At 36.5% G+C, this 21,798-nt stretch carries 19 protein-coding genes; 1 reads left to right on the plus strand and 18 read right to left on the minus strand.

The window, feature by feature from the left end; all coding sequences use genetic code 11:
• Nucleotides 1-314: 314 nt before the first annotated feature.
• The 14 genes from IGL24_RS13865 to IGL24_RS13930 all read right to left on the minus strand — a co-directional run bounded on the left by IGL24_RS13865 (nucleotide 315) and on the right by IGL24_RS13930 (nucleotide 14,751).
• Nucleotides 315-416 carry a putative holin-like toxin gene (locus IGL24_RS13865; RefSeq protein WP_242542393.1) on the minus strand — a complete coding sequence of 34 codons (102 nt, stop codon included), beginning with the start codon at nucleotides 414-416 and terminating at the stop codon, nucleotides 315-317.
• Nucleotides 417-487: 71 nt separating this feature from the next.
• Nucleotides 488-1,951: a response regulator transcription factor gene (locus IGL24_RS13870; RefSeq protein WP_207115029.1), complete on the minus strand. Its 1,464-nt coding sequence runs from the start codon at nucleotides 1,949-1,951 to the stop codon at nucleotides 488-490.
• Nucleotides 1,944-3,680: a sensor histidine kinase gene (locus IGL24_RS13875; RefSeq protein WP_207699309.1), complete on the minus strand. Its 1,737-nt coding sequence runs from the start codon at nucleotides 3,678-3,680 to the stop codon at nucleotides 1,944-1,946. Before IGL24_RS13875 ends, IGL24_RS13870 begins: the two co-directional genes overlap by 8 nt.
• Nucleotides 3,673-4,287, minus strand: a complete 615-nt coding sequence (locus IGL24_RS13880) for a DUF624 domain-containing protein (protein WP_207699310.1) — start codon at nucleotides 4,285-4,287, stop codon at nucleotides 3,673-3,675. The genes IGL24_RS13875 and IGL24_RS13880 overlap by 8 nt, the downstream gene beginning before the upstream one ends.
• 81 nt (nucleotides 4,288-4,368) lie before the next feature.
• Nucleotides 4,369-5,829: an ABC transporter substrate-binding protein gene (locus IGL24_RS13885; RefSeq protein WP_206853867.1), complete on the minus strand. Its 1,461-nt coding sequence runs from the start codon at nucleotides 5,827-5,829 to the stop codon at nucleotides 4,369-4,371.
• Between the two features lie 25 nt (nucleotides 5,830-5,854).
• On the minus strand, nucleotides 5,855-6,775 hold the full coding sequence (locus IGL24_RS13890; RefSeq protein WP_206853869.1) for a carbohydrate ABC transporter permease: 921 nt from the start codon (nucleotides 6,773-6,775) through the stop codon (nucleotides 5,855-5,857).
• An 11-nt stretch (nucleotides 6,776-6,786) separates the two neighbouring features.
• A complete protein-coding gene (locus IGL24_RS13895; RefSeq protein WP_429968499.1) occupies nucleotides 6,787-7,734 on the minus strand; it encodes an ABC transporter permease in 948 nt (315 codons plus the stop codon).
• A 274-nt stretch (nucleotides 7,735-8,008) separates the two neighbouring features.
• Complete coding sequence (locus IGL24_RS13900) at nucleotides 8,009-8,671, minus strand: hypothetical protein (RefSeq protein WP_207699311.1); 663 nt, start codon at nucleotides 8,669-8,671, stop codon at nucleotides 8,009-8,011.
• Complete coding sequence (locus tag IGL24_RS13905; protein ID WP_429968500.1) at nucleotides 8,640-9,308, minus strand: cell division ATP-binding protein FtsE; 669 nt, start codon at nucleotides 9,306-9,308, stop codon at nucleotides 8,640-8,642. Before IGL24_RS13905 ends, IGL24_RS13900 begins: the two co-directional genes overlap by 32 nt.
• Before the next feature lie 433 nt (nucleotides 9,309-9,741).
• Nucleotides 9,742-10,461 carry a pseudouridine synthase gene (locus IGL24_RS13910; RefSeq protein ID WP_207115034.1) on the minus strand — a complete coding sequence of 240 codons (720 nt, stop codon included), beginning with the start codon at nucleotides 10,459-10,461 and terminating at the stop codon, nucleotides 9,742-9,744.
• A 31-nt stretch (nucleotides 10,462-10,492) separates the two neighbouring features.
• A complete protein-coding gene (locus IGL24_RS13915) occupies nucleotides 10,493-12,142 on the minus strand; it encodes a putative polysaccharide biosynthesis protein (protein WP_207699314.1) in 1,650 nt (549 codons plus the stop codon).
• Nucleotides 12,143-12,295: 153 nt separating this feature from the next.
• On the minus strand, nucleotides 12,296-12,949 hold the full coding sequence (locus IGL24_RS13920; RefSeq protein ID WP_207699315.1) for a hypothetical protein: 654 nt from the start codon (nucleotides 12,947-12,949) through the stop codon (nucleotides 12,296-12,298).
• A gap of 92 nt (nucleotides 12,950-13,041) precedes the next feature.
• The gene (locus IGL24_RS13925) at nucleotides 13,042-13,548 is read right to left on the minus strand and encodes a hypothetical protein (RefSeq protein ID WP_207699316.1); all 507 of its coding nucleotides are present in this window, start codon (nucleotides 13,546-13,548) and stop codon (nucleotides 13,042-13,044) included.
• Between the two features lie 63 nt (nucleotides 13,549-13,611).
• Nucleotides 13,612-14,751: a hypothetical protein gene (locus tag IGL24_RS13930; protein ID WP_207699317.1), complete on the minus strand. Its 1,140-nt coding sequence runs from the start codon at nucleotides 14,749-14,751 to the stop codon at nucleotides 13,612-13,614.
• A 104-nt stretch (nucleotides 14,752-14,855) separates the two neighbouring features.
• Between IGL24_RS13930 and IGL24_RS13935 the strand changes: the two genes are divergently transcribed.
• On the plus strand, nucleotides 14,856-16,358 hold the full coding sequence (locus IGL24_RS13935; protein ID WP_207699318.1) for a UDP-N-acetylmuramoyl-L-alanyl-D-glutamate--L-lysine ligase: 1,503 nt from the start codon (nucleotides 14,856-14,858) through the stop codon (nucleotides 16,356-16,358).
• 212 nt (nucleotides 16,359-16,570) lie between these two features.
• On the opposite strand, the gene IGL24_RS13940 is transcribed toward IGL24_RS13935, so the two are convergent.
• From IGL24_RS13940 to IGL24_RS13955, 4 genes are all read right to left on the minus strand, one after another.
• Nucleotides 16,571-17,461, minus strand: a complete 891-nt coding sequence (locus tag IGL24_RS13940) for a hypothetical protein (protein WP_207699319.1) — start codon at nucleotides 17,459-17,461, stop codon at nucleotides 16,571-16,573.
• A gap of 51 nt (nucleotides 17,462-17,512) precedes the next feature.
• Nucleotides 17,513-18,424: a hypothetical protein gene (locus IGL24_RS13945; RefSeq protein WP_207699320.1), complete on the minus strand. Its 912-nt coding sequence runs from the start codon at nucleotides 18,422-18,424 to the stop codon at nucleotides 17,513-17,515.
• Between the two features lie 63 nt (nucleotides 18,425-18,487).
• Nucleotides 18,488-20,416, minus strand: coding sequence for a hypothetical protein (locus IGL24_RS13950; RefSeq protein ID WP_207699321.1), 1,929 nt, complete (start codon nucleotides 20,414-20,416; stop codon nucleotides 18,488-18,490).
• Nucleotides 20,417-20,734: 318 nt separating this feature from the next.
• The gene (locus IGL24_RS13955; RefSeq protein WP_207699322.1) at nucleotides 20,735-21,640 is read right to left on the minus strand and encodes a hypothetical protein; all 906 of its coding nucleotides are present in this window, start codon (nucleotides 21,638-21,640) and stop codon (nucleotides 20,735-20,737) included.
• Nucleotides 21,641-21,798 lie beyond the last annotated feature (158 nt).

Consider the following 21,798-nt stretch of genomic DNA (forward strand, 5'->3'; position numbering starts at 1 on the left):
ACCCCCTGAGTAGCTACCATCATAAACAATCTACATTGTCTATTTTAACATAGAAACTATCGTATTTTTCTGATTTTATGTTTTTTTATATGATTGTTTTACCACAAACAATCATATAAAATAAAAGATACAGGAGAAACCGGCTCGCACATCCTCTGTTTTTTTATTTGTGAAAATATGTTTACAGATGACTTATTAAGATGCTATACTAAAAAGAAGCGATGCGTCAACATCGCTCCAATGTAGCCGTTTTGTGGTAGCATGTTTTTGAGTCAAGATAAACCCGTCAACTTCTGCTAAGAGTTTATGACAGTTTATTTTTTATCGTTTTTGCTTATTGTCAGCATGATGCCAACAAGTGCAAGCAGCAACGATCCAAACTGGATCATCCGTGCTAGTGCTTCCGCAACAGACAAAATGGCTACTCCTTCAAAAAGTTATATAAAACAGAGGTCATGAGATAAATATTCTCACAACCTCTGTTTTTTTATTTAGACAACACGCCTTCACTTTTCCCTTGATTTTCTCGATATTCCGTCGGAGATTGCCCGACGATTTTTTTGAATAATTTTGAAAAATAGGTCGTATTGTTATAGCCGATCTCATTGGATATCTCATTGATATTTTGATTGCTATGGAGCAACAACCATTTTGCTTGTTCCATTCGCAAATGGTTTAGGTAGGAAGAAAAACTTTTCTTTGTTTCTTTTTTAAAAAGCTGGCCTAAATACATGACATTTAGGTGCAGATCCTCTGAAACTTCTTTTAGTGTCAGTGGCTCATGATAGTGTTCATGTAATATTCCCAGTACTTTTTCTACATTCAGGCTGTATTTTTTTTGATTTTGCTGTTCTTTAAGTAATGCTAACAACAAGTGGTGCAAGTCTTGGACTGATTTTGCCTGATTGATTTGTTGAATGCCATGTAAGTATTCATCATCTTCTAAGCGGACGAACTCTCTTTGGATATCCATAAATAGCAAAAAACTCAAGTGCCGAATATCTTCCGGTGTCATCACGGCACGTTGGAATTGCTCAAAAAAGTCAGTGACCATTTTCTGAGCGGCTTCCAATTGTCCACTTTGAAGTACGCGATTAAAATTCGAAAAATCAATCACTTGCTCGTTGGCTACATGTTGATCGGCATATATGATCTGTTGCTTTTGTTCGCCATAGAATTGATGAAGTTGTAAATTATCCTTCGCTTGGTGAAAGCTTTCCGGTATTTTCTCAACTTCCTTTGTCTCTTCGCCAATACTGATCAACCACTCTTGTTCTGAAAAACAAGTTTCGACTAAGCGGCAAAAACTAGCGACTGTCTGTTCTTCTAATAACAGAACGTATAGGAGCAGCTTCCCATAGTTTCTTTGATAGTAGTAGGGTTCTTTTGTTTTGACCAGCCACTCCTTGACGGTTTTTTCTGCTTCTCTAGGCAATTGAACCAAAAGGATGCGCCGCTGTTTCGACCCCAATTTCTCCAATAATTCTTCTTCACTTGGCTCATCTAATTCTTCATTCAGCCATTGACTAAACAGGATTTCTTGAAAGATTTCTTGTTGATTTTTTTGTTCGTATTGATGGTCCAAACGTTTCTTAACTGTTTCCAGGCTAGTAATCAGTTCTGTTTTATTCACTGGCTTCATCAAGTAATTCACAGCTCCTAGTTGGATGCCACTCTTCAAATAATCAAATTCTTGATAACCAGATAAAATCATAAATTCAAAATGAGGATATTGCTTTTGAGCAACTTCAATAAACTCTAATCCATTCATTTCAGGCATCGTCACGTCGGTCAACACAAAATCAATCGGCTGTTTTTCCAGAATCGATAGTCCTTCCATCGCATTTTCTGCTGTAGCGACTACTTCAAAACCTAAAGAATTCCAATCAATGATTTTTTTCAATCCCGCTAAAATCATATATTCATCATCTATCAGTAAGACGTTATACACGGTCGTCCCTCCTCGTAAAGGTAATATGAATGGTTAGTCCCCCTTCATTGTTTCGCTCCAACATCATCTGATAACTTTCGCCAAAACTACCACGCATCCGCTCATTGACATTCTGTAACCCAATCGATTCAAATAATTCTACTTTTGGATGAGCGAGTCTCGCTTTGATTTCTGCTAAACGTTCCTCAGTGATCCCTTTGCCGTTATCGCGAATCAACAGATGGACAACGCCATTTTCTTCGAATACTTTTACACTTAGCGCATTATCAAAGCGAGTAAAATCGATCCCGTGCTTAAAGTAGTTCTCTACTAAAGGTTGCACGATGAATTTAGGCACTTCGATATTTTCTAATGAAGGCGCAATCGTAAAATGATAAGCCACACGATTAGGGTAGCGCATTTGATACAAATACACATACTTCTCACAAAAGTCCAATTCTTCTTTTAAGCGAATACTCTTTTCCTGATTAGTATTATTCCGTAACAAGGCGGAGAACGCATAAACGACATCTGCTAACTCTTCACTACCTTCACTGATGGCGTACATGCGAATATATTCTAAGGTATTGTATAAAAAGTGCGGATTGATTTGTGCTTGGAGTGCGCGCATGTGGGCATCTTGCTGCTTGATCTCTAACTTGTAGATATCTTCCACGTATTGATTGATACTTTTCAACATGTCATTGATGCCTACAGAGAGATCTTTTAATTCGTATTCAGTGATGCTTGTATCCACACGTGTATCTAAGTTGCCTTTCGCTACTTCATCCATGGCTTCCATGACTCGTTCGATTTGTTGAGAGTAACGCTTGAATGTCTTGTATAATAGCAAAAGCAGCAACCCGACTAATACGATCACGCCAACGATCAAAGGTGCTAAACTTCTTGCAGTGACTCGACGAACCGCACGTTTGTCTAATGTAGCTAAGATACGATAATCATCGGATAACCCTTGTGCTTGGATGAAGTTTGATTTCGCTAATGCTTCCAGTGGTAACGTCGAATCTGCTTGTAGTCCATGATCGATCAGTTTTTCTTGCTTAGCCACTTGTCGTTTCGCCAATGCTTGATCATGAAAAGTATATAATCGGTTACTAGTTCCTGATATCATATAAAGCGATAAACCACTGAAAGTATTTAAATTAGACAACGCTGCATCCAACTCATTTTTATCGAAGCCCACAAACATACTGCCAACTTCTGCGCCTCCTTGGGTGATCGTCATCTTGATGTAAAACGCGCTTTTTAATTGTGGTGTGCCACGTTTGACCGTACCACCTTTATTTTCTCGCGTGGACTCAAAATATTCTGGCAACTGATTAAATGTAAGATAGACGGTACTCACTTCTTCGTATGCGACGTACATATCGCGAACTAAGTTAGGAAAAGAAAGAAAATCTGATGTTTCTCGCTGTTTGTCATAAGCATACATCAAGTATTGATCGATCGGTTTCGTCAAGTACGTCGTGATGTTCTCGATTTTATCTGCATTTCCTACGAACTGATCTTTGATGACTTTGCTTAAAGTTGTTTTATCACTAAGGGTTCGTAAGGTACTTTGGACCGCCTCATTCGTCACTTGTTGGGCTTGTATTTGTCTTTGGATGAAGGTGTGCGCACTGATGATGAAAGTAGCAATCATCGTCAAAGAAATCATGACGATTGCATATTTACGTAATAATCGATTCAACAATGTGCCTTTTGAAAAGATAAAAGCCAGCCTATTCATACGTTTCCAGCTGTATGTCCAGCTTTTCCTGCCATTGCTTAGTAATCAGCCCATTCCATACGGTGAGCAAACCAATCAGTCCAAATAATATCAATCCTTTGTAGTTCCACGTTACCCAAAGAATCATTCCACTGCCAAGGATGATTTTTAGAAAAGTTGAAAAGCTAGCAAAGCTGGAGATCAAGCTTAATTTCAATAGATTTCCTAAACTCATTTGATAACCACTATCCAAGATCATGCTATATTGATAATTGGCATAGGCGTATAACATGCTAAACAGTAAAATAAAATCAATGACTAAAAAAAGAATGCCTTGGATCTGTACCGATAAATACAAATTATAACTAAGTAAAAAGAGACACGCAGAAAAAAGACCAAATAATTGATTTGCTCGAACAAAGTTTTGTTTGAACATCCGCCAACTACCGCTGAATGTGATTTCCTTATATTCGAACCCATGGCGATAAAATTGTTCATTCACTACTTTCCATGCTGGCCCGATCCCTAAAATGACTCCCCCACAAAAGGTCAATCCCCAGAAATACAACGTCAATTTCATTATGACCCATACACGTATGAACAATGTTTCTAATGCTTTACCTAACACACGTCTCCCCCCTTATTCTTCATCTTATCCTATTATACAAATAACAGCGAACAATAAAAAATGTCCGCCGTTATCTTTTGATTATTTATTATCTTGTCGGAATGTATCGTATTGTTTTTGCATTTCTGTCAATACTTTATCGTAGCCAGCTTTGTCTAAGGCGTCCATTAATTTTGGTAGTGTTTCATCTGGATCGACCGTTCCTGTATTCAAGCCATCCAAATATTGATTCATCACATTAGAAATATTGCTTAATTCTGTTTTGACCGTATCAGTATTGAAACTGAACCCTAAAATCGGAGAAGTCTCTGCTTCAGCGATGGATTGATCTCTTTCAGCAATCATTTCATCGGTGATCGTGTCTTGTGTATAAAGGATTTTATTGTTTCCAGTATTCCAAGCAGACATGTGCGTTTTTGGTTGGTACCCATCTAATAATTTTACTTTGTCATCGCCTACTTTTTCCCAAGCTTCTCCTTCGATTCCCCAAACTAAGCCATTAAGCAATTCAGGGTCACTGTTTAGCAGCGCTAAGAATTCTACTGCTTTTTCTTTATTTTTTGACGTATTAGAAACAACAAAGTTTGCCATTTGTGCTTGCGCAGTCGATTTCAATGGCACAGTGATCGGTTTAGACACTAATTCTTGGTTGGCTGCATTTGTTAAGATCGTATCGCCGTAATCGTAAGGTCCTTGCGTTTCTCCACGCATCAACCATGTGTTACCTTCTAAAGGATAATCTTTGTTGCTAGTCGCTGCATCACTAGGGATCAAGCCTTGATCGTACCAACTGTGCATCGTACGTAACAACTCGATGTATCTTTCGTTGTCATATTGGTTGATGATTTTTGTTTTATCCCCATTCAAGTCAACCGCAAATGGCAACGTGTTTCCTAATGGATAGTCAAAGTCACCTTGCACTTTGAATCCTTGGCCGATTGCAAAAGCAGCTGTATTCGGTTCTTGTTTATGGAATTCCTGTAATACCTTTTCTGCATCTTCATACGTTTCGATTCCATCAATCGATAAATCATATTTATCTAACAATGGTTTATTAAAGGTCAAAACTTGTTTCGCAAAGACGTTGCCATTTACTGGGAACGCATAAAGTTTTCCATTGACTAGATTGCCTTTGATATAGGCTTCATCCAATGAATCATACGCTTCTTTACCATATTTAGGGGCTAATTCTGTCAAATCTGCAAATGCGCCTTTTTGAGCATTTGATACATAGTTATTGGCAAAAGCGATATCGTAATTTTCACCTGAAGAAATAATGACGTTCATCTTCTTCTCATAGTCGCCCCAACCGATATAATTGATATTGACTTTCACACCGATTTCTTCTTCGATTCGTTTATTTGCCACTTCCATCAACTGATCAAGGTTATCTGGTTTATCCCCGATCTGATACATTTGTAATGTTGGAGTATCACTGGCTTCTGCGTTATCTTGATCACCTGAACCACCGCCACAAGCTGCTAAACTAATTGCTGTTAGTGCTGAGAATCCTGTAAAAGCTAATTTCTTCCATAACTTCATTTTTTCTCCTCCTATTTTTAGTGCTTTATTCTTTGACGCCGCCAATCGTTAACCCTTTAACAAAATGTTTTTGGAAAAATGGATAGCTGATCGCAATCGGTAACGTCGAGATAACAACGATCGCCATACGAGCAGACTCTCCAGGAACTGAAGCAAGACCGCCGGCTAACTGACTGCCAGCTCCAGCATTTTGAGTAAGATATTGGATATTGCTTTGGATCTTCATCAATAAATATTGCAATGGTACTAGTTTATCATTTTGGATATATAGCAAGGCATTGAACCAGTCGTTCCAATAACCTAAAGCTGCAAATAAACTGATTGTCGCAATCCCTGGAATCGCTAAAGGCAAGACGATTTGAACAAAAATCCGCAGTTCACTTGCCCCATCGATCCTAGCCGATTCGATGATCGAATCAGATACCGAACGCTTAAAGAAGGTTCGCATCACGATAATATTGAATGGACTGACCGCCATCGGTAAAATCAACGCCCAAATCGTATCTTTCAGCTGTAGTAAGTTTGTCATCACTAAGTAGTTCGCAACCATACCTGGTGAGAACAACATTGTAATCAAACAAAAAACTGTAAAGAAACGACGAAACGGAAAGTTAGAACGAGAAATCGCATAAGCATACAGAGACGTTGCCGTACTATTGATCAACGTTCCTAAAACCGTCACGAGAACGGTCACGAAAAGCGCTTGAAAAATCTTGTCTTGCATCTGATCAAACAAGAAAGTATAGCCAAAGGTACTAAATGCTTTAGGCCAGAAACTGTACCCGTGCGTCGATAAGGCAGATTCTTCTGTAAAAGAAATCGCAATCACAAAAATAAATGGTAACACACAGGAAATAGCAAAAAGTGCAATCAAGATATTGGAGAAAAAGTTGGTGGTTTTATTGAACGAGCGGATCTCCACTCGTTGGACTTTCTTTTTATTCATTTCTCTCCTCCTTAGAACAATGCCGATTCGCTGTCAAAACGACGAGCAATCGTATTAGTGATCATTAATAGGACAAAGCCAACGACAGATTGATAAAGCCCAGCTGCGGCTGTCATACCAAAGTCACCCGTGGATGTCAGACCATTGTAGATATACGTATCTAATACTTGAGTCACCTCATAAAGTGCGCCGGAATTTCTTGGAATATTATAGAATAAACCAAAGTCGGCTCGGAAAATATTTCCAACAGCCAATATCGTCAAGATCGTCATCAATGGAACCAACTGCGGGATAGCGACATGCTTGATTTGTTGCCATTTGCTTGCGCCGTCGACCATCGCAGCCTCGTAATAGGTTGGATCGATCCCCATGACCGAAGCAAAGTAAATGATACTGTTATAGCCGATTCCCTTCCACGTTCCAATAAAGACTAAAATAAATGGCCAATATTTCGGATCATTATACCAATTGATCGTTTCGCTGCCATTTGCTGCCAGCCATTGATTGAAAATCCCTTTATCTGGACTTAAAAACGCATAGACGAAGTAACTGATGATGACCCAAGAAAGGAAATACGGCAGCAATGACATCGTTTGATACACTTTTACCAAGCGTTTGTTTCGCAACTCACTCATAATGATTGCAAAGACGACAGATATCAAGAGATTCAATAAAATAAATGTCACATTATATAAAATCGTATTTTTCGTGATCAAAAATGCTTGATCGGAAGAAAATAAAAATTTAAAATTCTCCAATCCTACCCAAGGACTCTCCCTTAAACTTGCAAGAAAGCCATCAGCAGAAATATGGAAATTTTTAAACGCAACCACATTCGCTAGAACCGGGATGTAAAAGAAAAAAATCATCCAGATCATCCCAGGGACAGCCATCAAAACAAGCGCTTTGTATCGCCATAAATTGCCAATAAACCCTTTTAACCCCTTCCTTTTTCGCATATAAAAACTCCTTTCCCCTCATTCGCACTGTAATTATAGCGCTTTCAAAAAAGAGAATAAATAAACAAATTATAGGTAAAATGAAACAAATTATAGAGAAGGGGATGAAAGGAGTGTTCAATAATGAGTAATCAGACAGAAAAAAACTACTTACAGAGTCGAGAAATATATTCCTTGATTCTGTAAGTAGTTTCTGTCTCAATTACTCTATTTATTTGCTACTTGTAGTCTAAAAACTACATAATATAAACATCTCCAAATAATTAACCTAGTATTAATAGAGTGAAAAAGTTCTCTTGAATCTCTGGATACTGATAAATTCTAATACAATAATATAAAATGCTAATACTATAGAAATCATTAGTATAAAAAGACCCATTGAAAGGAAAATGGAGTTTCTATGATTGACCTGAATATCATAAGGTAAAATAGAATTGAACAAAGAGACCAGTTTCATGTTCAGAAGAATGGAAAGTACATAACTAAGACTTAAACCTAACATGTATATAAAAAAATTTTTAAGCAGGAATTCTCTCAACACATATTTAGGATGGATTCCCAAGTATATTTTTGTTTCAACATCTATTCTATCAATTGCTTTTATTAGCGACATTTTATTTCTAAAATCAAATAGTATATAAATAGAAATTATTACTATTAAGAAGGATAGCATATCCCTCCCAAAAGAAATTTGAATAATTAAAAACTGGTTTCCATTTAAACTTAGTTGTGCAGACTTTAAATCAGCACTCATTATTTCTTGTTCCATGATTTGAATCAATCTTTGCAAATATAGCTGCAAAAAAACACACTCAAGAAATAGGATTCCAATAATAATAATCGAAACAATGTATCTAATCCCTGTTTTGCGTGCGCTCTTAAAGCTTCTCTTAACAAGGTATAAGTTAGATAAAATAGTTGGCCCCACATTGATCATAGACTTTTTCTCCTTTAGTTAGCTTAACTATTCTAAATTTGGATTCTTCTATAAAATTAGGATCATGAGTAGACATAATCACTGTAGAACCTAGTCGATTCATTTTTTTCAATAACTCAAAGACAATTTTTGCATTTGCCTTATCTAAATTAGATGTCGGTTCATCAGCAATAATGATTTTGGGATTCGCAACGATTGCTCTTGCAATATTCACACGTTGTCTTTCACCACCAGATAGATTTTTAGGTGAACTTTTTATATATCTATCTATTTTTAAATCTATTGTTACTTCCTCAACTTTCGATTGTATAAATGAGAGTGGATAGCCTAAATATTTCAATTTATATGCTATATTTTCAAACACTGTCCATTCTTCAAATAACCTTGTATCTTGAAAAACTACTCCCATCATTTTCCTTAAATCTTGTAATTCCATATAGTTATATTGACTTAATTCTTTATCATAAATTTTCAAGCTACCGGTACTATACATTCGTCTCCCTTGAATTAATTCAATTAAAGTTGTTTTTCCCGAGCCGCTTGCTCCTATCAGAAAAACAAACTCTCCTTGTTCAATCTTTAAATTTATGCTTTTTAACACCTTATTATTTTTGTGTTCCACGCCAAGTTTATCCATTAAGATGAAATTATCCTTTTTCATATTTCCCCTTCACATAAGTAGATTATTAAACATTTCTATAAACTAAATAACATGTAAAAAAACAACTTTTTCGTTCATTATGTACTTCCATTTTGGGATATACTAGTACTTAAAAATTCCCTATAAATTTTATTTGAGTAGTTTTAATGACTTGATTTTTTGGACAATAAAAAATTCAGATGACTTATACACTAAGTATCATACATCATATACTTATCATTTTATTACATCTTTCATAAATATTTGATTTAGCATCATAATCGTATATGGAATTTATTTTTAGTACCTTCTCTATTCGTGTTTACGTTTAGGTTTCTCAATTGTTGCAGATACTTCTTTCACAATCTCAAACAAAAAAACTTACAGAATCGAGAAACTACATCCCAACTCTATAAGCCATTGTTACTCTCTATTTACTTCTAACCTGTGCCAATTCCTCTGCCGTCATTTGGCGATAGTCTCCTAAGGACAAATCATCTGGGAGATGGAAATTCCCCATACGAATCCTTTTCAAGTAAGTGACTTCTTTCCCAACGGCTTTCACCATACGTTTGACTTGATGGAATTTTCCTTCATGTAGAATCAAGCGAATACGAGAAGTGTTAGTTTCTTCATCGACCGAATCGATAATGAGCGTCGCAGGTAAGGTTTGTTCATCCCCATCAATAAGTAAGCCTTCTGCAAAAGCTGACACATCTTCCTTTGTCATCACTCCTGCAATCTCTGCAAAGTATTCTTTTTCTACATGTTTTTTTGGCGAGAGCAACTGATGTGAAAACTGTCCATCATTGGTCAGGATCAACAGTCCTTCTGTGTCTTTATCTAAGCGACCGACTGGAAATAGGTCTTCTCGAAAATCTTCATCAGAAAGTAAATCGATAACGGTTTGATCATAATTATCTTGAGTTGCTGAAACTACGCCAGCCGGTTTATTCAAGATATAATAAAAATCTTTTTGATAATGTAAATGTTCATCCAGATACATCACCGTATCTTCCATTTCTTTCACTTGATGTTTATCACTTTTGATACATACTCCATTGACTGTGATCAAGCCTTTTTTGATCAGCCCTTTGACTTCTTTGCGGCTGCCAAGACCGATATCGGCTAAAAATTTATCTAAACGCATACGATTGTCTCCTTTTTTAGCAATGTCTGTCTTATTTGATGCGCAAACGTCGTCGTAAACGAATCATCCCTTGACGTCCTAACAGCTTATCTGCGAGACGGAGCTTCAATGCTAGATACGTATAAACGAAACCGCCGACTCCTGCTACTAAGACGATCAATACGAGCGATTGAAACTTACTATCTTGATTCAAAAACATCCCGAAAATCATTTTCGTTAGCCCCGCTACAAGAAGCATCAACATTGTTAGAATAAAAATCAATAAGGTGCGCCGCCACACGAATTTCCGATTGAAGCGTGCCACTTGATGGATTTTCTTTAGTATCAGCGTACAAGAAACGATAAAGCCGATCATCGTTGCAAGCAATGGGCCATATACCTCAAAAATACGGATGGCTGGATACTGCAACACTAATTTTACGATAAACCCAATGAGTAAATAGTAAATAGCTGCTTTATTCTCAAACATCCCTTGGAGCATATTTGATACAAGCATGTAGAGTCCTAGAAAAAGACCAACAAAGCTTGCTTGGACCAACACTTGGCTTCCTAGTTGATCCGGTGTATAAAATAGCGTATTCAACGGATAAGCTAAGAGCATCACGCCACACGTTGCAGGAAACATGATAAAAGAAAACAACTGTAAGTTACTGCTTGTCAATTTTGCTAATCCACGTCGGTCTTTGATCGTTACCGCTTCTGTGATCAACGGTAGACCTGTCGCAGCAATCGATGTTGCTAAAGCAATGACAACCATTGTCAACTTGTCAGGATTCGCACTGAAAATCGAAAAAAGATCCAATAATTGTGCATTTGAATACTCGGTGGCATTCGACATGATCTGAATAAATGTAAATTGATCGACCAATTTAAAAATTGTGATCCCTGAGCCGACAATGATAAAAGGAATCGCTTCTTTGATCGTATCCACCAGTAATTCTTTCGTCGCAATCGTCACTTGATTTTCGCTATATTGCACACGAGCTGATGTATACGCTTGATGTTTTTTCAAAAAATATAACAAGACAGCCAAACTGATGACCATGCCAATAAATGCTGCAAAAGTCGATTGGGTGACTGCGGTCACGTAATTACCTGACAGGAGATTCATAATGATGAATGTGGAAAGCAATAAATAGAAAACACGTGCAATCTGCTCGACGATTTGAGAGAGGGCATAAGGCATCATTTCCTGATTTCCTTGGAAGTATCCTCTAATGACACTCATACAAGGGAACACGAGTAGCGCTGCACTTAATGAGCGCATGATCGGAATCAACTCTTCGCCACCACCAGAGGCACGAGCTAACCAAGGAGAAGCAAAGTACATAAATCCTGCAAAAAACACACCTAACACAGCCATCATTTGCATTGCTCGTAAAAACAGCCGACGAGAGGTACCATATTCATTCAATGAATTGTATCGTGCGGTTTGTTTCGCAATTGCAGCTGGAATCCCAGCAGTTGAAATCATTAAGAATAGCGCATAAATATTGTACCCCATATTGAATAACCCATTGGCAGCCTTTGCATTTTCGCCCATCCAAGCATACCAAGGAATAATATAGACTGCCCCAAGCAATCTTGAAATCATATTGCTTGCAGTCATCCAAGCAGAACCTCTAGCCATTTTCTCTTGGACTGTCAAATTTTCTACTGCTGGTTTTCGTTGATTAGTCATTGATCAGATTCCAACTTTCTTCAAAACATTACTCATATTTTAAGTGTAAATCTTCAAAGTAGCAATCTTTTTTGTTGGCTTTTTTTGATTTAGTGTCGGTCGCAACCTTTACATAATAACCGTTTTCTTTCATTCGTAGGAAGTTCTTGTGTTTTATCTTTGTTCTTTCGAAATCGTGGATTTTTTATTTTTTTGTGAGTTGCCATTTACAACAGCTGCATATTTTTTTGCATATTCATATTTTCTATCAAAACTTTCTTTTTTGAATTTAAGATGGAAATTTTCTTTTTTGAATTTAAGCCCTAATTCACTACTATCTTGATCAGAGAAAACTGTATCGTCTCTTGTCTTTCCATCATTCGTTGATTTAGCAGCTATGCCCTTTAACGTACTTTTGACTGCCACTTTCTCTTTTGCTAGAGCTTCCTCATTTTCCGACCATTGCTGATGCTTAGGGATATTTAAAATGCTAGATGTTGGTTTTACTAATTCACGAACTTTCTTATTAAACTGGTCTATCTCTGCTACTCCTTTACTCAGACCTTCTGTTTGTTGCTGATACCTAGTGATACGTGGGATGCTGTGAACTGGTTTTTCTTCTTTACGCTCTTTCTTTTTAAACACATAGTCCAACGCTGCTTGCCCTTTAGTCGGCGCTCCATCTTTAGCTAACAATTCTTGTAGCTTAGGGTTAGTTTCTACTTCTTGTATTAATTGAATTGATTCATATCTATCATATTTTGCATAACCTCGCCTATACTTATTGAGACTTACGAATCTATCATACTCATTAATTTCTCGATTCATTGATCTATTCCTTCTTTCTTTTTATTTTAAATAGCGCATTTCAGATAAACATAGTTCTATGTCACTCCTACTCTTTTACTCTTTCGTTTTACTTACACTTTCATGCTACGATCTCGTGCTTTTGAAGCCACAGCTCTTTCTTGTTTTGACATTGAATGATTTGCCGTTTTTGCAACTTTTTTTGCCAAATCTAGTTTACGGGTGAAGTATGGGGGCCTATCTTTCGCAGTCACAGTAGAAGGATTTACATTTTGGACCATGTGTGGATGATTTACTGACTTAATGACAGCTGTTTTAGATTTTTTTTTTTTTATTTTACGACTGAGTGTTCTGATTTTTTTTAGTATATATGAAAAAAGTCCTTGTCGTTTTGATTTCAGTTGTGAAGATGTTTTCTCTAAATCTGGAACGCTTGCTATTGTATTTTTTGATTGCTCTTCTGATCGTTGAGAAAGTCGGCTATCTTCTAGACTATAATAGATTGAGTCAGATTCTATACTGTGCATTGAATGATATTCTAGATGCTGTTTTGACTGTAAATATTCGGTATTTCCCTTCGATAACTGTCCTTTAAATTCGCTTGTTTCTTCAGAATGCATTTTTCTACTCCTTCTTTCTTTTTATTGGTTAATTTATTCTTAAAAAATTCTGCGACTGAATCATCAGCTACGCAGCGGTTCTCGTCTTTCCCTTTGCCGTGTTCCCTTACTTGTAACTGCCTCATTTCTCCGATACGCTATTTTTTCAACTCTATGTACTGTTTTTTCGAAGAAGGTTCGTTTACAAGGTCGATTTTTTTCCCGACTGTCTTCGCCGACTATTGGCCTATCTTGCTTTATCTGCTGTTGGAGGGTAGCAAATGCGCGCATTTGCTCTTCGTTTTTTATATTGTATTTCGCATTCGCATTTCCCAGTTGGTTGGGTTCCTTTTTATTGCGAAAATCCATCCACTTCCTGCGGATCCAGTTGTGTTTTTGAAACCTTTTTGGCTTGTAAGCTTGCCACATCTTCTTATACTCGAATGACTCCCATGGTGGACTGACTTCTTTTCCATTTTTAAAGAAAATGATTTTCCCTTCCAGTTGCGACCAATTCCGATAGACATAACGAAGTTCATGGTTGGTGACATTGCTAGTCGGCTTTTTTACGCGCGGTTTAGTCAAGACTCGCTTCATATCCAGTCCGTCTAATAGAAAATAAATCGTCACATTTGGATTTGTTTTGGCAATATCTACACCGATTTTTGACCCTCTTATCATATGTAATGATGGCGAATATAATTTGCCATTTTTGGCAAAGCCATATCGATGTTCGCCCAAGTTTGCATTAGGATCTTTCGCTAATTCACTGTAGATATACCGGCCTAATTCTTTGCTGTCAGGGAGTTTCAATACACTAAATTCATCTGGTATATAATTTTTAGAATAGGCTTTTACAAAAAAATAAGGCTGGGCAACAGTTCCTTTATAAAGATGAGCGAACCGATTTTTGAGGGTGACTTGTGTGTGATAGTAATAATCTTTCCATAGTGGTAAATCTCTGTACTCGGACTTGATATAATCCGGCCATTCATAGGAAAACTTTTCCCATTTTTCTGGCGTTGTCAGCTCTGCTCCTTTTGTCCTTAACACATCACGTAGATGGCTAAGATAGAGATCAAATGAGTAATCTACCCAAGTTGTCTCTTTATCGACTGTCACATTTTTTAAATGAAATTCTCCGTTAGCTATTCGGTTCAAATAGTCATTTCTTGTGGTTGTTAATCCAAAAAATAAAATCACTTGTTTCTGTTCATTTTCCATACCTTGCCTTCTTTCATTTTTACTTAAATCGCCCGTTCACGAAAATACGAGCTGAAAAAATATGCTATAATAGACCAAATAAATACAAAGTGAGGGATGATTCAATGAGCTTCTCCTTAGAAGATATCCGCAACTTATTGTTAAAAGAAAATCTGTTAAAAGAATTTGTATCACCACAAGGGTGGCATCTTTATGCCCCCGAAAATCGAGTATTCAAGAAATTAAGTTATGACTCACGTCAAGTCGATGCTGAGACATTATTTTTTTGTAAAGGGTTAAACTTTAAAGAAGACTATTTAACCGCTGCAATCGCTCAAGGGCTTAATTATTACGTTGCCGAAGAGCCTTATGAAACTGAAGCTTGTGGGATTATCGTTACCGATATCCGTAAAGCAATGGCAATTCTTTCGATGGCTTTTTATGACTATCCGCAAAAGAAAATGTTAGTGATTGGTTTTACTGGCACTAAAGGTAAGACAACAGCTGCATACTTTACAAAAGCAATCTTAGATCATACGACTAACTACAAGACTGCTTTGTTTTCAACGATGAATACGACATTAGACGGTAAGACTTTTTTCAAGTCTAATTTGACGACACCTGAATCATTGGATCTCTATCGAATGATGGCGGAAGCAGCGGAAAATGGAATGACTCATCTTGTCATGGAAGTTTCTTCCCAAGCGTATAAAACGCAACGTGTTTACGGTCTAACCTTGGATGTTGGTATTTTCTTGAATATCTCTCCAGACCATATCAGTCCTATCGAACACCCAACGTTTGATGATTATTTTTATTGCAAACGTCAGTTGATCTTAAATTCTAAAAAAGTGATTTTGAACCGTGAAAGTGACTACTTTGATTTGTTAGTGGAGACAGGACAAGTCCATGGTATTCCTGCCATCACTTATGGACGAGCAGATACTACAGACGTCCAAGTGAAAAGTTTAGAAAATCAAACACAAGCCTTTCAATTGATCACACACGAATGCGATCTACCAGTTGAGGCGGAATATGAGATCAAATTAGCTGGTGGCTTTAATCAGGAAAATGCAGCCAGTGCGATCATTGCGGCGACCTTAGTTGGTGCTTCCATCAACGATGCCCAGCAAGGACTTAAAGAAGCGAGAGTTCCTGGTCGAATGGATCAGTTGACTCATAAAAATGGTGCGCATGTCTATGTTGACTATGCACATAACTATTTAAGTTTAAAAACGTTATTAGCATTTGCTAAGAGCGAACATCCCAACGGTCGTGTGATCGTCGTTCTAGGAAGCCCAGGAAACAAAGCGATTTCCCGCAGAAAAGATTTTGGGGAAGTCTTGTCAGAAACAGCCGATGTCGTTTTCTTGACTGCTGATGATCCTGCCTTTGAAGATCCGCAAAAAATCGCAGAAGAAATCCATGCAGCAATTACGAATACAGAGCTTGCTGTTCATTATGAAATGGATCGACCAACTGCGATCCAACAAGCGTTAGCAGAAAGCCAACCAGAAGACTCTGTTGTCATCGCTGGTAAAGGCGTCGATGCGTATCAAAAAGTCGGTGGAGTCGATGAACCTTATGAAGGTGACTATGACATCGCAAAACGCTTGATCGAACAATGATAGCTTCTAAAAAACAGAACGCTTTAGCTTAGACAGATTACTCTCGCTAAAAGAGGTTGTACCAGAAGCGTTTTGATCTGAGCAGTAAGCTAGAAAATTGAAAATAGTTTCTCTTATTTTACAATTTTGTAGTTTACTTCTTAAGATCAGCTTCTGGAACACTGTTTAGTCGATTTTAAAGGACACAAGATGCCTAAAGTCCCAAGCTCTTTTTAGATGGTTCGTTCCACACTTTTTGAAGAGGAACGTAACGCATGGTTTTTTCTAGCGATTTCTTGACTTTCATCCATTTTTTTATAAGCATTCGCTTTCAGACTATCAAGTGATTGTACTTCCGATGCCCTTTCTTTATTGATAGAGGTGCTTTCCATTGAATCTGTTCCCTTCACTTCTCCTCTCTTATGTAGCCTTCCTGCTGCATAATTTTTCCATCTTAACTTATATAACGGTTCCTTCCATGGTGGCCTTGTTCTCTTATTATTTTCAAAAAAGACCACTTTATTCTTTAACACTTTCCAATCCCGATAAATATAACGTAATTCTGAAGATGTTAAACTGAAATAGTCGCCCTTACCGTACTCTTTGTCTATTACAGCTCGTTTATCTAGATCATCTAACGTAAAATAAATTTTTGTATTTGGTCTTGTTTTTACTATATCGATACCTATTTTACAGCCTCTTTTTGTATGTCCGCATGGTTCGATCCTTTCTCCATTTTTATGAAATTTATGCATATTTGGGCTATATGCTACCACTTCGACTTGCTCATAGGGCTTTTCTAATCTATTTTTTTCATTTTCCCGACTAAATTTGAAATAGCGTGGCCATAATGGCAAATCCTTGATTTCTGGCAGTAAATAATTGATCCAATCTTTAAAAAAAAGCTTTCTTTTCACTGGGTCCATAAGCATCTTTGCCCGCTGCTTCATTGTTTCTCTCAATCCTTCGATATATGTATCAATCAGATGATCATGTACACATCGACTATCTTTAAATACATCTTTTTCTGTTGGGATTTTTCCGTCCAAGAGATCACCGTAAAAAAATTTACGTGGCTCGGATAATCCGAAAAGAAAGATCATTGGTTCCTCTTGTGTATCCATGCTATTCCTCTTTTCTTATATATATATCTGAAAATTATTTTCTACAAAAAACTAAAACGTCATGGCTCGTTGCCTACTGACAAAAGGTTTCTTTTGCTCTTGGATATTTTTTTGTTTTCCTACTGTTTCTATTAATAACGATTGCAAGTTTTTTTGTTCTCCTATCCTCTCACTTGTATTGGATATACTTGCTTGGATCTCTTCCATTGATTGACACCTTTGCTTCTCTAGATTTCCTGTTAGACGCCTTTTTCTCATTTCTTGATACTTTTGCCAATCCTTGACATATTTCCCTTCGATCCAAGGTGCTTTCACGATTTTTTTATTCTCAAAAAATACGACTTTTTCTTTTAGTAAATACCAATGGCGAAAGATATAACGAAGTTCTTTACACGTGAAGTCACCTTTGTATTGTTTTTTACGATTTTTATCAGCGATATTCTCCATATTCAACTTATCCAATACAAAATACATCTTAATATTGGGATAATGTATGACTATATCAATACCATTTTTGCATCCTCTTTCGATATGTCTCAAAAAATCTTTTTTCTTTTTATTCTCATTTCGATAGGAGAGTACCTCATTCTCCACGAATAAATTTTTTTCAGACACTACTTGTTTAAAGATATTCAGCAACTGATTCTTAGGATTCCATTGCACGCACTGCCAGTATCTTTTCCAATGCGGGCGATACTTATGTTCTTCTGCTAATAAGCTAGGCCACTTTTTCTCAAATTCTTTCCATTCTTCTATGGTTCCTAATTTTTTTTTCATCACGTTGCTAACGATTAATTCATGTATGCCTCTGTTGTAGCGATCAATGACATATTCTGATGAAGTCACTTCTGTCAGATTAGGAAACTCTTTAAGATTAACCTTTCCTGCTACGACGTCATGAAAAAAAAGATATCTCTGCTTATGCATCCCAAATAATAAAATATATACTTTTTCTGTGTTCATCCCTCTACTCCGTTTTCTTAAATTTACTGCTTTTACAAGCAAATGTAAGATTTGATTTTCTGGTTATATTTCTCTTTGTAAAAATGCTTTCCTTTGATTTACTTGAATTTGTTGGACTTTTTTCTGTTCATTCAAAGTATTTGCCAATTGATCAAACATTTTAATTTTTTCTTGGAATATTCGAGTTTGTTGTACAATTCCCTGTTGATTTAAATCGCCTTTCCATTGATGAAATGCAGCTAACTGTTTCGGTAATTCCTGACTTCCTTCTGGTCTCTTTTCTGAGTGTAGAGAGAGGCTTCTTGCTTTTTGAGGTTGTTGGATTTTTTGTTCATTTAGTTTATTTGCCCATTGTTCGAATGTGTTTAATTTTTCCTGAAATGCTGGACTTATACCTTTTCTATTTTGTTTGTTAGTCCGTATGATATACTCTGTACGTATGAACCTCATTAATGTCCCCATTCGATCCGCTTTGTCACCTGGGCGGAGAATCTTTTTCTGTGCTAGTTTTTGTTCTAATTTCTTTTCTCTATGCTCGATGTACTCTTGCCACGCTCCGACAAATGGTCCCTCAAGCCACGGTGGGGCTACTTGTTTCCCCTTTTCAATAAATGTGACTCTTCCTCCTATTTCCGGATAGTTTCGGTAAATTTTTCGAAGTACACTGCTGAATAATTCATTCGTGTAGAATTTCTTAGTGAGCGTTTCAAATGCGTGTTCTTGAATCTTGTATCGTATTCCCTTCATATTGATTCCGTCTAGTGAAAAGTAAATGGCTTTATTGCCACGAATAGCCGTTTCGATTGCAAGATTATATGCTTGTATTTCAAGATATTTTATAGGTACTTTTTCGTAATATTTCCCCCTACAGTATTCGTGGTATAACATAGTCCCATTTGTTTTCAAATTGACATTTTCTGATAAGTTCGAAAAAATAGTCGTTAAATGATTTCCGTCTTTTGACTTCATTGAACGAAGATACTCAGGCAAATGTACTACCTTCCTTGCTTGTACTTCCAACAAAGAAGGTAATCTTTTCGAAAAATCATTCAAATCTTCCGATGTAATCAGTTTTCCTTCTTTGACATATTCAATGATTAAATTTTCAATTGCTTTACTGCAAGCATCGAACTTATAGTCGTGATAGTTTTTATTGATAAGTTTTTCTTGAACTTCAGGTAATTGAGCCATCTCTTTACACGCACGCTTATGTCCAAAAAGTAATATTTCACCTTCCATTTTATTCGTCTGATCCGATTTTAGTAATTCACCTTCGGCCTTTTTATTTATTATTCCATGATCGATATCTGATCGATGATCCTTGACAAAATCACGTTTGATCCAAGGAGGATCTACAATCCTTACATTTTCTATAAAGAGAATCTTTTTGTAGATGTTTTCTACCTGTGACCATTTTTCTTGGACATAGCGGAGTGAATCTCGAAGAACGCCATTATCCTCGCGAAACAAATAATTTTTTTCGTCTATATTCTTGTGCTTTAAGTCACTCAAAGAGAATATGATTCTTATCTTATGGTCTGTTGCCATATCTAAAGCTGTTTTATACCCATGATCTTTGCGTAAATCGATTGGGGTCTCATTTCCTTCCGCATTGATATAAAATAATTTTTGGCCATCTGTATGTAGGTTGCTTGCTTGAATGGCTCCTCTAAAAACTGTTGATAAGCGATTCTCAGGATAGCGATTCATGGCATCATAATATTCAGAAAAATAAACTAACTTTTTTTCATTTTTGGGAAATAGCAACATAGGCAAGTTGTCAGAAAAATCCTCCCAATTTTGTAACGTGAGCAGGTTACCTTCCTTCACCTGTCGAATAATCAATTTCTCAATTTCATTACTACAAGCATCAAACATTTGTACCTGATAGTCCTTACCTGGTTGGTACTGTTCAAATTTATTTGACTCAAATAACCGTTTATATTCATCTTCTTGACCAAAAAATAAAATTTTTATTTCATCTGTTAACATCCTTATCGCTCCTATTACATAACATGTAAGGTATATGTAAGCTTATTTTCCCAACACATTCAGTTCTATGTATAAAATTTGTACCAACAGCAAAGACATAAAACATGTACTTTATAAAAATCAACGAGTAAACCTTTGTAGCCCAGAGACAGGTTGTTCTTTCTATTATTGGGTTCTTCCTTTTCTCATTTACTTTTAGAAACCCTCTTTTAAAGCTCTTAGAGATATGACATAGTTCTTTACAGGGATAAACTTTATGTCTTTCCCTTTGAGATTCATGTTCATATTAATCGTTCTTTTGTAAATCATTCAGCCAAACTATAACGATAGTGTACGCTGTCTACCTATACAGGCTTTCTTTAGTTCTTGCCTCTCTTTCTTTATTTTTGTTTTTGATAATATATTTTGTAAAGATGTTTCCCCTTGCTTTTTCTTGTCTATAGAGAAAATCGTTTGCTGGATATCATCCATTGACTGAGTTCGCATGCTACTTAGCTTTTTTGATAGTTGTTCTTTTCTACTCTCACGATACGTTTTCCAGGCGTGAACGTAGCTCCCATCTACCCAAGGTGCTTTTACGATTTTTTTATTTTCAAAAAATATTACTTTTTCTTTTAACTCATACCAATGGCGAAAAATATATCGTAGTTCTTTACATGTGTAGTCACTTTCAAATTTTTTTTTGCGATTTTTCCCTGCGATATCGTGCATATCCAATCCATCCAGTACAAAATAAATCATGACATTCGGGTAGCAAATAGCCATATCGATCCCGTTTTTACATCCTCTATCAATATGTTGTGTGATATATTGTTTTTCGTTGTTCTCATTGCAATAAAACAACGAAAAATGTTCAGTCTTTAGTCCTGCGGTAATCCCTTTGTAAAAAATATTCGATAACTGATTTTTAATATTCCATGCCATACACTGATAATATTTCTGCCAGTGTGGCTTATTTTTATGATCGATTCTAAATAACTTAGGTAAATTTTTTTCGAATTTCCGCCAAGATTCTATTGTTGTTAACTCTTCCCACAGTACTTTTCTAACGAGATAAAAATGTAGTTGGTTGTTATACCAATCAATGACAGCTGAGTCTATGCTTACTTCTTTCAGTGGAGGATTTCCCTGTAAATCTATTCTATTATTCTTCTCATCTTCAAAAAAAAGTTTCCGGCTATCATCTAGTCCATATAAAAAAATCTGTATTCCTTTCGTCTCCATTTATCTATGCCTCCATTCCTTCTCAAAGAGCCTTATTTTTCAAGTTGTGTTTAGTATACGTGGAATCAGCCCTTTATTTATCCTTTTTTTTCTGTTATTTAACATAATCACCAAGTTTCACTTCCCCTGTTTTTAGTGTCTTTTTTTTGTGTCATCAA

It is taken from the genome of Enterococcus sp. DIV2371 (genome assembly GCF_050498525.1).
Taxonomy (GTDB): Bacteria; Bacillota; Bacilli; order Lactobacillales; family Enterococcaceae; genus Enterococcus_B; species Enterococcus_B mangumiae.